This is a genomic window from Nitrosospira sp. Nsp18 (assembly GCF_900103145.1).
Taxonomy (GTDB): Bacteria; Pseudomonadota; Gammaproteobacteria; order Burkholderiales; family Nitrosomonadaceae; genus Nitrosospira.
This window is the reverse complement of the sequence record NZ_FMWY01000029.1, coordinates 34,252-46,834: the sequence shown is the minus strand read 5'-3', so window position 1 is coordinate 46,834 and position 12,583 is coordinate 34,252. Positions and strand designations below refer to the sequence as shown.

Annotated in this window: 10 protein-coding genes and 1 tRNA gene; 7 read left to right on the top strand and 4 right to left on the bottom strand. The window is 54.4% G+C overall.

Features of this window, described 5'->3' with window-relative positions; translation table 11 throughout:
- Positions 1 to 101 precede the first annotated feature (101 nt).
- From BLS94_RS12025 to BLS94_RS12005, 5 genes are all read left to right on the top strand, one after another.
- A complete protein-coding gene (locus BLS94_RS12025) occupies positions 102 to 830 on the top strand; it encodes a hypothetical protein (protein ID WP_090961365.1) in 729 nt (242 codons plus the stop codon).
- Between the two features lie 53 nt (positions 831 to 883).
- Complete coding sequence (locus BLS94_RS12020) at positions 884 to 1,417, top strand: hypothetical protein (RefSeq protein WP_143021693.1); 534 nt, start codon at positions 884 to 886, stop codon at positions 1,415 to 1,417.
- Positions 1,418 to 1,504: 87 nt separating this feature from the next.
- The gene (locus BLS94_RS12015; RefSeq protein WP_143021692.1) at positions 1,505 to 1,939 is read left to right on the top strand and encodes a hypothetical protein; all 435 of its coding nucleotides are present in this window, start codon (positions 1,505 to 1,507) and stop codon (positions 1,937 to 1,939) included.
- An 853-nt stretch (positions 1,940 to 2,792) separates the two neighbouring features.
- Complete coding sequence (locus BLS94_RS12010; RefSeq protein ID WP_090961355.1) at positions 2,793 to 6,170, top strand: Eco57I restriction-modification methylase domain-containing protein; 3,378 nt, start codon at positions 2,793 to 2,795, stop codon at positions 6,168 to 6,170.
- Positions 6,171 to 6,175: 5 nt separating this feature from the next.
- Positions 6,176 to 6,895, top strand: coding sequence for a hypothetical protein (locus tag BLS94_RS12005; RefSeq protein ID WP_090961352.1), 720 nt, complete (start codon positions 6,176 to 6,178; stop codon positions 6,893 to 6,895).
- A gap of 140 nt (positions 6,896 to 7,035) precedes the next feature.
- Here the strand turns inward: BLS94_RS12005 and BLS94_RS15340 are convergent, their stop codons facing one another.
- Both BLS94_RS15340 and BLS94_RS11995 read right to left on the bottom strand, forming a co-directional pair.
- Complete coding sequence (locus BLS94_RS15340; RefSeq protein ID WP_090961349.1) at positions 7,036 to 7,383, bottom strand: hypothetical protein; 348 nt, start codon at positions 7,381 to 7,383, stop codon at positions 7,036 to 7,038.
- Between the two features lie 140 nt (positions 7,384 to 7,523).
- Positions 7,524 to 7,615, bottom strand: a tRNA-Ser gene (locus tag BLS94_RS11995).
- 275 nt (positions 7,616 to 7,890) lie between these two features.
- Between BLS94_RS11995 and BLS94_RS11990 the strand changes: the two genes are divergently transcribed.
- Positions 7,891 to 8,418, top strand: coding sequence for an adenine phosphoribosyltransferase (locus tag BLS94_RS11990; protein WP_090961346.1), 528 nt, complete (start codon positions 7,891 to 7,893; stop codon positions 8,416 to 8,418).
- A gap of 235 nt (positions 8,419 to 8,653) precedes the next feature.
- Here the strand turns inward: BLS94_RS11990 and BLS94_RS11985 are convergent, their stop codons facing one another.
- Positions 8,654 to 10,345: an alginate export family protein gene (locus BLS94_RS11985; protein ID WP_256325413.1), complete on the bottom strand. Its 1,692-nt coding sequence runs from the start codon at positions 10,343 to 10,345 to the stop codon at positions 8,654 to 8,656.
- Between the two features lie 350 nt (positions 10,346 to 10,695).
- Entirely contained in the window at positions 10,696 to 11,106 is a 411-nt protein-coding gene (rnk, locus tag BLS94_RS11980; protein WP_072767339.1) for a nucleoside diphosphate kinase regulator, read from the bottom strand.
- Positions 11,107 to 11,836: 730 nt separating this feature from the next.
- On the opposite strand from rnk, the gene BLS94_RS11975 reads away from it, so the two are divergent.
- Positions 11,837 to 12,517 (top strand): O-methyltransferase, encoded by a 681-nt coding sequence (locus BLS94_RS11975; RefSeq protein WP_090961342.1) that lies wholly within the window; start codon positions 11,837 to 11,839, stop codon positions 12,515 to 12,517.
- Positions 12,518 to 12,583: the final 66 nt, after the last annotated feature.

The following is a 12,583-nucleotide window of genomic DNA, read 5'->3' as shown; positions in this document are numbered from 1 at the left end:
TTACCATATCAAGGTCTCCTTTTCGGTAACCTTCAATATGGCGCAACGTTATTTCTCAGAATACCTTTCGGTTACATTTAATTCGGCGCAATTCGTTTAAGATGAAGAAGTTTTCGGAGAATGATTTTCATAACTATATTTATAAGGTCGGTCTTGAGGCCGTCATCACATCAGATTTTCCTTATCCTGTGGAAGATAATCTGGTAGTTCAATCGAACAATGAAGAACCCGCGTTCGGTGATGAACCTTCTTTTGAGTTGTGGCGGTTGATGCGCGAGCGTGCCGTTACGCGTCTTGCCGCGCTCCATGATCTCGTCCGCTACGGCACCTTCATTGGATCAAAGGTCAAGCTGCCGACGGGACAGGACAAGCGGATGGAGCTTGATCTGCTTGGGACGCACGAGAGCGGGCTGTTCGTCCTTGAACTGAAGGTCGACAAGACTGCCGAGCGGAACGCCTTCTCTGAGCTGTTCGGCTACAGCAATTACATCGCAGAAGCCGCAGCCGCTTCCGGACGGCGGGATATCACCAACGTCCTCGTGGCCAAGCTCGACAACGAAATCACGCGGCACGCATTCCTCTACGATCTGCTCATCACTGGCCGCGACATCATCGTCTATAAGCCTGTCTGGGACGATACCGTCGAAAGCGTCAAGCTCGAACCGTTCCTGCCGGGCGACGCAGTTTCCGCCGGTTTTCCAACCGGCTCCTTTCGCACGAAGCTATGTCATGCGTCGTTGCGTCCTTCCATGATCTGGAGGGCTGGTATGATTCCAAGGAGGAGAGCAGCGGGATCAACGACTACACGAAGCACCACCTCTCGCAGGTAAGCACCTATGCTGCGCAACTCATGGAGGCAGAGGGGCTCCACGGCTTTTGCTTCATGCGCAAGCCGTGGGAAGAGCACGATTTCCACCACTACCGCAATGCTCTCATCATCTGCGCGATCAACCCGTTTAAGGTCCTGAACGAGCAAAGTGCGAGCGCCACTGCGGTCCTTGAGCAGCTCAAGGAGGAAGACCAGTCTGCGTTCTTCGAGGTGCCGATGTACGGATTCGATGGTCGGCTGATCGACATCGCGAAGCGTGCGGTCGAAGAGTGCCTCGACCATGGCCAAACAGCAAACCTCGAATGCCCGCTGTGGAGCGGGATGGTGACGAGCATGATCGAGACGGTGTTTCATCATCTCTTCGGGTTCAGGCCGACGGGAATGCTGCGTGAGGCCTATAGCAGCCAGCTCCGGTCACTATATTCCGCTAAGTCGGCCGGCCTCGACATCGACCTTGAGCTTCTTCAGGGCAGCGAAATCTTCAACTGGTTCCGCGCGTGGACTTTCATGGAGCAGTGCGGCTTTGTCGCAGGCGAGGTGCCCGACGAAACCGATGACAAGGATGAGAATGAAGTGGCCGACGACTAGTAGGGCTATCTCGTCATCGCCGATCACACCATGCCATTTCCGGAGAACCCTCATGCCCGAGAGTTCATTTGGATTACCGAACATATCATGCGGCTGATGGAAGTGCGGTCTATCCGTGCCTGGCACTACGCTCGGATGACCGACGCCGAGGTCGAACTGCTTCGTGAGAACGGGATCTATCTTTCCACCCTCGACTCAATTCGTGCGCGGTTGACAACGCAAGTTGCTGCGAGTGCTTTTGCTCAGGATATTGCTGATTGGCTCTTTACCGATAGTCCGTTTCGGAGCGAACAACTCGGCGCTCGATCCAATAAATTCTGGATGATCTCCCATCCCACCTGCACCGAGGACAGCGGTGTCGAGCTTCTTCTAGAAAGCCGGAGCGGCGAGGCTGCTTATTTCTGGCAGCAGGATCCAGACCTTCAGGCACTCCTGATGTGCATTGGTCGTCCTCGCATCCTGGAGCTGACAATGCCGCTCGTGCATACGCGCCACGATACTCGGGCGTTGAGGCAGTTGTAGAAGCCTATGGACGCAACCTTGGATGCCGACTCGATCGGAAGGTGTTTGACCCTCTATACTCATCAGCCGCTCGGTCCTGAGCATCTTCTCGCCGTTCATAGTGAAGGCGATGAGACCTTATTGGCCATGGCGCGTGGGTATTCCTGTTGGATACGTCCAGGTTGGCTGTTCTAGGGAGCCGGAGGAATGACAGAGCAACGGAGGACCACGACCCGGCTACAACCGCTAGGACGATAAGGACGTCACGGCCCGAACAGGAAATTTTCGACGAGATCGCCGAGCTGACGGTCATGCCCGGCTATCCTGCCTGGTTGGGTGTGAGAGAGCCACGTTTCCTAACTCAGTCGCTTTTTAATTGCTATCTTATTGATAAATAGCGATATAATTTATTTGTGCGGCAACCGGCGGCTTTTGGCGGCCGTCCGGGAGCCAGATGGGCCCGATGTCTACTCTATAGCCCTCCCAATTGAACCTTAAAGAAGAGGCGCCAAGCACCGGTAAGCGCCGTGCCCAAATTTAGGGCAAGAAAGGGTTCCTTTTAGCACCGTAGTGGTGCATAGTGGTGTAGCATCAAGGGTTTGATCAACATGTCCTCAAAAGTAAGATTTTCCGTCAGCTTGGACCAGACGACCAACCAAGCCATTGAGAAGCTCGCACAACGGCACAAGCCGGAGCTCTCGAAAAGTTACATTGTGGAGTATGCCCTCGTTCGTTTCCCAGATGCGATGGAAGCAAAGCAACTTGGTGCGGGAGGCCGGATGTGATGCAGACCGCTGAGCACGCCACCCGTCTTACTGAATGACGACCTGCCTGATGGAACGCCGAGCCCTGCAAATCGCGATCGGAGTATGCCGTGGATAATCAAGGCCGCGCGCTCCTCGATCAGATATATAGTAGCTTTTCGGACAGGTCGGACAATCTTCTCGATGCGGTGGCAGAACCCGGCGCTCTTCAAGAGCTGGACAGTTCCGCTGAGCGCTGGACTGACTTGGGCGATTGGCTGAGCCTCGCGGAGAGGCTCGGAGCCGAAAAAGTTCTTTTTGTCCGCGGTGATCCCGTCGCGGTGTTCACTGACGCTCGCACGGCGCCAGATGAAGCAGCATTGGGTGAGCTTTATCGACGCGCTTGGTGTATGTCGGAGCCGCGATGCCTTTTCGTGGCGCTTCCGCACGAGCTTCGCATCTATGATCTCAATCTACCCCCGAAGCGTGGATCCCCTCCAAGCGATCCTTGGCGGGTGCTGTCCTCTGCTGCCGATGTGCTCAGCCTCACGCGCGAAATCGATGAATATGGTCCCGATCTGCAGGGACTGATGCAGGTGGGTGGTACCACACCTGCGCGTGCTGACCGTCGACTCATTGAAGATTTGAGGCATGTGCGCTCACAGCTTGAGTCGACAGGCCTTTCCATGGCTGAGGCGCATGCCCTTATTGGTCGATCTATCCTCGTACGCTATCTGGAAGATCGTGGGGTGTTGACACGTGCCTATTTCGAACGGGTGGCTGGCGACAATACTGACTGGAGGCATGCGCTCGACGACGAAAGCACTATACCCGTGCTTGGACCGCTGGGAAAGCAGCGTCTCTATGATAGGGTGCTCTGCAATGCCAGCTTTACCCATGCGCTGTTTAATAGCCTTGCCGCCGATTTCAACGGTGATCTGTTTGCGCTTGGAGAAGCTCGGGAAAAGCGGTTCGGCGAAGCGGCGCTTCAACTGCTGCGAACTTTTCTTCTTGGCGAGATACAGGCCGAGCAAAAGCCTCTGTTTTTCTGGGCTTATGATTTTGAGGTAGTCCCCCTTGCCCTGATCAGCAGTATCTACGAGCAGTTCTATCATGACGCCCTTAGCATGGAGACGGCTCGCAAGGCATCTCTGGGAAAAGATTGGGACGCCCGAGAAGCAGCAGGCGAAAGGAAGGGGGCATCTGCCCATCGTGCTGGCGGGCGTCTTGAGGGGGACGCCTCTACGGAAGACGAGCTAAACTATGGCGCCGGTACTCACTACACGCCTGCAAATCTTGTCCATGATGCGCTTCGCCGCACTTTGACGCCAGCGTGCCTAGCGCTCAAGCCGACAATTCTCGATCCAGCGTGTGGGTCAGGTATTTTCCTTGTAGAAGCATTTCGGCGGATCGTTCGCTACGAAGCACAGGGACGGAAACGCAAGTTGTCGCCCGTCGAGTTGCGTGAAATTTTGCAGCATCGCATTTTCGGGGTGGAGATCAACGCGGAGGCCGCACGGGTAGCCGCATTCAGCCTTTATTTGGCTCTTCTCGACCAGCAGGAGCCGCCCGACATCGTGTCAAGCGGCCCGCTTCCCTATCTCATCCACAATGGTCTGCGCGACGAGGCGCATTTTGGCATTTTGGTCGTTGCAGACGCCTTTATTCTTACTGATGAGGAGCGACACCAACTGTCTCTGCGCGTCGCTGCCAAAAGAAGCTACAAAGGTCGTGCGGGCGACGTCCGCCTGCTCGCCACCGCTGGCGCTTTCGATTTGCCGCTCGGTGGCTTCGACGTAGTGGTCGGCAACCCACCTTGGCAAGAGTCGCCATCGGAAAACTCCATACCCCGACTTTGGGCAGTCTCATTCAAACTGCCCACCGGCGAAGGGTCTTATTCTCAGCTGTTTATTCATCGCGCCCTGACAATGCTCCGGGAGGGCGGGACTCTGGGTCTGCTCATCGGCATGAAAATATTCTGGAATGACCGGGATACGAGCAGAGGGTTTCGCTGCCACCTCCTAGCGCACGCTGCGGTTAGGCAAGTCGTGAACATGACCCATGTGCGACGCGTGTTCTTTGCCAAAGCTGTCGCACCGTTCGCGTTCCTGCTAGCTGAAAAGCGGTCGCCCTTACCTGACGAGCTGGTGGTGTTCTGGAATGCGAGACGGGTTGGGTCCGTTGATCGGTTACGCTCTCTGGCCGCCGTCCCACTTGATCGGCGCGTCGTGGCTCAGAGCGATCTGGCGGAAGCGGATTATCTTTGGAAAGTCTTTTGGTGGGGTGGGCATCATGATGCTGCACTGGTATCTAGGCTTACACTAGAGCGGTCGCTTGGCGAAACGGTCAAAGATGTAGATCCAGAACCTCGGTACGGTTGGCAACGGGGGAGCGCTCTGCCGTCCGGGAGGGTCGCGGTCCTGCGTGAACTCGACAATAAAAAGGTTCAGGCATTTGGCGCCTTGCAGGATAGCTGGTTTCTTCCGCCACCGATCGGCGTCAAGCGGGACCCCGATCAGCGCATCTATAACGGCCAGCGCCTTGTTATCACGCGCGGAGTCCGGGAACCGATCGGCCCCGTCGCGCGCCTAGAGACGCGGGAGTTCTCTTTCCGCCATAGCTTCTATTGTGTTCCTTTGCCACATCTCACCGAAACTGAGGCGAAACTGGTGCTCGGCGTGCTGTGGTCCTCGCTCGGCCGTTATCTCCTATTCATGACCGCAGGAAGCTGGGGCGGATGGCATGATCAGGTGACGGCACGCGACGTTCTGCGTGTTCCTGTGCGCCTCAAGCCCTCTTGGGGCATGTCAAAATCGGAGCATGACGAGGCTGCAGCACGTATCGTGCAGGCAGTAAACTGCCTGCGCGAACTTCCATCCCAAACCCCTACTACTTTCGAGCTTTTTGGCACTCCGTCGCATGAAGCGCCCGAAAAAGCGTGGCTCTACCAGCTCGACGACGCCATCTTCGACCTATTCGAGCTTTCCCAAGCGGAACGCGAGCTAGTCGAGGATTTCTGGGCCGAGAGCCATGATCTCTACTGGAAAGGGGCGGATGCAGAGGCGACAAACCGTTTGCCATTGCCCCACGCTGCGTATGGCACCCGAGCAGACCTTGGGGACGCCCCGGTCAGAGGCGGATTACAACCCTACCTCAGCGCTTTTCTGGATGCTTGGAATGCGCAACTGCCAGAAGGTTCCGAATTCCATTGGCAGGTGGTTGCCTCGCCGGGTCGCGACGCGATCGCTGTGGTCTTCGCCCTGACCGATCCACAGGGGCTGAAGAAACAGGATATTGACGGGTTTTGGCAATCCGTCGTCGCCCGGTGCGCAGATGCTCTCGACCAACCCATCTCACCGGCGTTCTATGTGAAGCGTGCCGTCAGGGTAGCGTCGGCTGACAGCTTCATTGTCCTTAGAGAGAATGCGCGCCGGCTCTGGACCGCCAGCACCGCCAGAGAGGACGCCGAAGCATTGTTCGTTCAACTTGCCTCGCGTAACGGAGGTTGATCTGGATGGCGGGGCTGGATGCGGTTTCGATCAACCTGTGGCCGTCGTTTGTCGAGAAAGTACAGGACGTTGTTCGGGCAGGCCTTGAGCGGCTAGCCGTGGATGCAGGGAAAAATGGTTTCGGTGCATGTTGCGAGAATGATCTCAACAGGGAGCTATTCTTCCGAATGAGGCGGATTGCAGCTAACCGTCACAAACTGCTGTTATCACTCTCCCCCTGCCCAGCCCTATGTCGGGAACACACTTGGAATCTCGTACCCGTGAACGAGGCCAACAATCAACCGAGTCCGGATGATCCTGAGAGAACTCCTCGAGAGAACAAGCGCCCCGATTTCCAATGGAGCTTTCAGGACGATCAAGCGGTAGATCTCGACCGTGCTACGCGAACCTATGTCGTTGAATGCAAGCGCCTTGGCCAAGCGATTGGCACCTGGATATTCAACATGAACTATGTTGCGCAGGGGGTGCGGCGGTACATCGACAAGTCGCACCTCTACGGCAAGGACGACATAGGAGGTTGTATGATCGGCTATATTCAATCCATGGACGTTGAGACGATCTGGACTGAAGTTGACCAACAGCTCAACATGGCCGGATATGAGAGGCTCCCTAAACCCTCTCCTTTTCCCGGATCGTCGGTCCTGCATTTCGCATCACATGACCTGACCCGGTTGGATAGCTCGTCGCCATTTCAGCTGAATCATGTCTGGGTCGATCTCCGATGATCGATTTGATCAGGGAGCGCCTTTTGCAGAGGGTCGAGTGTGAAAGTCGTAAATATATCTCCCTGATCCCGCTGTGGACCTTTGGGGTTTCAATTATCAGATGGATGTTTCGATCGTCGTCACCATCGATCTACTCCTCATCAAAAAGACCGCGAACCAGATAATGCTCGAGCCTGCGATGATAAATATATTGAGGCGGCCCAAGATGTGCGTAGCCGTCGCCATCGTTCGATGTCGTCGTGGTTCACAGCTTCTCGCGCTTCTTTCGCGACGAATTTGAGATGGAATTTTATTACCGCAAGCTGGCGAAGAATGGCGTCAAGCTCGTCAAGGTCATCCGCGATCAGACCATAGCCGACGCTGACTGAGCGCAAGCGCTGCTTGACAGCCCCGGCCACAGCGCGATCACCCTCACGATGATCCGGGGATTCGCGCCGCGCGCACGCGAGCGCATCCGGGGCAGCGAGCGGGGCTATCGGCGGGATCATCTGCGCGCCCTAGCGCAGCGTGTCGAGGTCGCCGACGACGCAATCCCAATCATGGGATCGAAGGCGGAGCTGCTAAGGAAGCTATTGCTGACCAAGTGCGGCAATCAGCGGCGATTGGCGTGCCCAGAGGCGGTCCAAGGTGGCGGAGAGAGAGGGATTCGAACCCTCGGTACGGTTTGAGCCGTACGCACGCTTTCCAGGCGTGTACCTTAAACCACTCGGCCATCTCTCCGAATACAAAATCACCTGCCGGAACCGGCAAGGGGCGCAAAGAATAAACCAGAACGCCGTTTCCGGCAACTTTTCCGGTATTATAAAGGATTAACGCCGTTTGCCCTCGAAAAACCATAAAGCGAACTGCGTTATTGCCAATTTATAGCTGCTTACCTGTTCCGCTTCCCAAATTGAGAGCTCATCATTTTACGCGAATAGCGGAGCCCCAGGCTATGGCGGCATATAGGCGCTCCGGGTGTCGAAGAAACTAAAATCAGAAAAACAAGACTTCTTATGCAAATTAAATCCCGCATTCGCACCATCGCACATTATCCTCATGAAGGCATCATGTTTCGGGATATCACTACGTTGTTGAAAGACCCGGTCGGTTTGCGCGCCACCATACAGGAAATAGCGGAACGTCATAAAAACGTAAAGATCGACAAGGTTGCCGGGATCGAGTCGCGAGGTTTCATCATCGGAGCACCGGTTGCTTATGAGCTTGGCATAGGATTTGTGCCGGTGCGAAAAAAAGGCAAGCTGCCTGCCGAAACACGTGGCCGCGATTATCAACTGGAATACGGGAGCGATCGCATCGAGATTCATGTGGATGCGATTCAGAAAGGCGATCGGGTGCTGCTCGTGGATGATCTCATTGCCACCGGTGGAACGGCGGAGGCCGCCGCCAAGCTGATAGAGGAAATGGGCGGCGAAGTGGTGGAGTGCTGTTTTGTTATCGACTTGCCAGATATCGGCGGCAGATCGCGTCTTGAAAATCAGGGGTTGAAGGTGTTTGCCCTATGCGAGTTTGAGGGAGATTGAGCATCTCAATAGGGTATCTGGATATTTCTGGGTCATGGCCGGGTGCGCTCCTTGCGGCTAAGCGATAGCGGGCTCCCCCACAGACATTTTCGACTTCAGTGAACAAGGTTGACTCTCTAAACATTTCCATGCGGTGCAATGCGCTTTGCTTATTGCGCCCTACGTTTTTACTCATCCTGGAGCCAGTATCTTTTTCTAACTAGCCATAAGGACTCACGTGTTTATTGGCCTATCGTTAGAAACGGAAGTTATACTGAACGTAGAAGAGGCTAGGCGATACGCCCGGTGCTCTTGCCTTTAGAAAATTCCCTGCAAACAGCTTCGAATATCCCACCAGGACGTCCTGGTGCCGGTCGACATGAACATTGAGACGGAAGTCGATTTCATCACCGACATAGCTGCCTGATTGGCCGGTGGGATCTCGCAAGGTAGCGGCGCCTGCGGCGTTGTATAGAAAGTCGCGCTTGTTTGCCAGATAGAACCGATGGTACTGGGCTGTGAAAGTTGCCCATGGCTGGGGATGAAGATTGATCTGGGCATTGAAATCGTGGATATTCTGCCTGCCAACGCGATCGATCCAACCCAGGTAATAGTTTCCGAAGGGGAAGAGCTGATTGAATGTGTTGCGGCTGCCGTCAGCCGAGTTGTTATCCCCGGAGGCGAAGTCATAGCGCAGCCAGAACTGGGGATTCATCGGCGTTCCCTTGAAGTGATAGCCGGCACCGGACGCGACCGCGAAGGCCGAGATGTCCTGATTGGAATACTGGCCAAACTGGTACATGCCTTCCAACTCGTACAGAAAACGGTTGTAGTCGCCTGCAATTCGACTGCCGAGGGTATGCACGATTGAATTGCCTCTTGCATTATTTCTTCCGATCGCAAGATCCCGATTGTCGGCAAGGCTCAGGAAATAAAAATCGGCCAGTTGACCCTTCATGGGCTTGTACGTTCCCCACAAGCCGAAGAATTCACGCTTTGTGTCCCAGTTATCAAATGCATCTCTTTCCGTATTCATCGGGCGTACCCAGAACGCGTCCAGATCGAATGTCGGGGTTCGCCAGAAGCCCTTCACACCTTGAAATGTGCGCCGCGTATTAACCCAGTCCAGGGTGGAGATCAGCCTCTGCGAGCCATAGAGCAATTCCTGGCGGCCGACGCGCAGATAAGCCGGCCCGTCCTTGATGTTGGCGATCTTGATATCCGCAAATAGATTCAGCATGTCCGTATGGTTGACGTCCGTGGCAAGTGGCGTCAGGCCCTGGCCGAAGCTGCGTGCATCCAGAAACTCGGCAAATAGCCGGACCCGGTCCTGGTACCAGAAATCGGCATGGAATCGGCTGCGTATCAAATGGTAATTATCATTTGCGGAAGTCAGCCGGACATCGGATTCCCGCATATACCGGTACCAGAAGCTGCCCCCAAACGACAGCAGAAAGTCATTGCCGATATGGATGCGTTTGATGGGGTCGAAGAGATCCTTTTCATGCCCCGGTTTTTCCAGGTAGCGGAAATCGATATCAAAAGCCGGTGTGGTCATGAGCGCATAGGGCGCGTAAGGCGAGACCGGCGGAGTTTGGCGTTGATTGCCGGTGACCTGATCCAGGAGCGAGTAATATCCCGGCCCGGATGGCGCTATCGAGAACAGGCCGGGACGCGATGGAGCGGTGACAGGAGGAACTTTTGACCAATCGAATAGAGCGCTGATGGTTGGGCCCGCCGAAGCTGATGCAGCAGCCGTTGCCGTTGCAGTATTACTGGCAGATATGGAATCCGCCGCCCACACTTGAAGAGTCAAACTCAGCGCGCTTGCCCCGAGGCAGAATTTCAATAGTGGGGTGCGCGTGAGTGGTGTGGATAAAATGGAAAGCATCTTTGGTTCGGCGCCGCCGCTTGTGGCTACCGAAACCGGGGAACTGATCAGGGTCATGGTGGAGGTTATTGCAAATTTCCGGGTTAAAAATTGGCCGCGACTATAGCAGAATCAGGGCAGCCTTTGAACAACTGAGCAGTTGACCGGCATTGGGTTTCCTGCCGGACCCGAGGTTTCCGCAAAGTAATTTCAAATTTCAGCAAGTCATGACAAGGTGTAGGGCGGCAATAAGCGCAGCGCATTGCGCCGTAGGAATAGCCGTACGAATCGAATAAATCAGTCCGACTGGCGGTATGACTGATGGGTCAAGCAGGTGAGTGAGCGGCCATGTGTAACCTTTCATCCACTGGATAAAAATGAACAGTTATCCAGTGGATCTGCAGAAGCCGATTGAGTGCTGCAGGGCTCTAGCGGTAGAATTTTCCTTCGCGTTCCGGTTGGTAGACGATTTCCACTATCCGTACCTTTATCATGCCTCCACCCGGTCGGGGCCACTCTATTTCATCCCCGGTGGAGAGGCCCAGGAGGGCGCTGCCTACCGGTGCGAGGATGGATATCTTGTCACCGGAGCCGTCAACGTCTTTGGGATAGACCAGAGTCAGGCAGAAGTCATCACCGGAAGAATCGATACTGAAGCGTACGGTTGAATTCATGGTTACCACGGAAGGCGGTATCTGCTCGGGCTCGACGATTTCGGAGCGGTCAAGCTCGGCTCGCAATTCCTTGGCGGGAAATGCATTGGCTGGAAGGGTCTCGAGCAAAGCTTCAAGCCGGTCCAGATCCTGAGACGTTAGTACAACTTGCGGTCTGCTATTCATTTCACCCTCATTTCAAGTTTGGATTTTAATTCAGGCAATCAAGGCAACTGTTTGCCTTGGCCGATTTGCGTTAGAGTCGCTGAGGCCCACACGAAGGCCAAAGGAAGTAATGCGACTGGGGTTTTCGTTATCTGTTTGACCGGCACTGTACAGATTAGTGCGGCGCCTTACCTCAGGTACATTGCGCAGGTACATCTACCGGCGATCCAAATGTGATAACCCAATTTGGAAAGGAAGAAATACATTCTACACCAAATGGCATCAATATTACTCAGCAGTGCTCTGCCTGCCAGTGCCAGTGATTCGCCTCGTTGGTAAGTAAACATGACCTATTCAAAATATGCACTCCGGGGCGTCGGGTAGTGCGTTCCATGCTGTAGGAATGGGCCTCCAATTTCAATTGATTCTGCCATTTTATATCTATACAGCATAGCAGTAATCTGAAGGTTCCAGCATGTGAAAGGTTATCCATGGGCATGCGCCATTAAGAACAGCCGACCATGCGTTGACCCCTCCTTGCGTTGAGCGTAGAGTCAATCATTGAACCTAACTCCGGCAGTTGACCGCTCATTTGTGAACAGCGCTATAACCGAATAACTGAAAAGGAGTGCGCTTGCTCTGCATCCCAAAAACCGCTTACTCCACCCCGACCAACTGCCGGATTTAGGTTGAATCCAGGTTCAGCGGGCAGTTTCCATTCCTGTTTGTTTCCTGAGGAGCAATCATCGAAATGCAATCTCCTACCGTTTCAAATCCCGTCGTATTAGCCCCGCTTAACCCGGCAATTGAAAAATACATGCGCAGCCTGGTCAGCCAGACCGATCATCCAGTTCTGGCCGAAATGGAAGCTGTAGCGGAGAAAAACAATTTTCCTATCGTAGGCCGCCTGGTGGGCGTTTTTCTGGAAACCCTGGCAAAGACTGTTAATGCGAAACGTATATTCGAATTCGGCAGCGGCTATGGTTATTCCGCCTACTGGTTTGCGAAGGCAGCGGGCATGGATGGACGAGTGATTTGTACCGATGGAGATCCTCTCAACAAAGAGCAGGCCGAGCGATACCTCAAGTCTGCGGATTTAGCGCAGCGGGTCGATTTCCATGTTGGGATCGCACAGGAGACATTCACGCAAACCGAAGGAATATTCGATATTTGCTACAACGACGCCGACAAGGGCGATTATCCTCAGATTTGGCGTATGGCTAAAGACCGGATTCGCCCTGGCGGTCTTTACATCGCTCATAACGTGCTTTGGCACGGAAGGGTGGCGCTGGAGCATTATGTTGATATTGTTCCCGGCTGGACAGAAGCCATTCTTGAGCACAATTCACTCATTTTTAACGATCCCGAATTTGATGCTTTTATAAATCCGACCCGTGACGGCGTTGTCGTTGCACGTAAAAAAGAGATGTGACGAGAAAACGGGAGTGTGGAAGCCAATGCTCTGCAGCGACTGGCCCTGTTCAGAGGTTAAGTATTG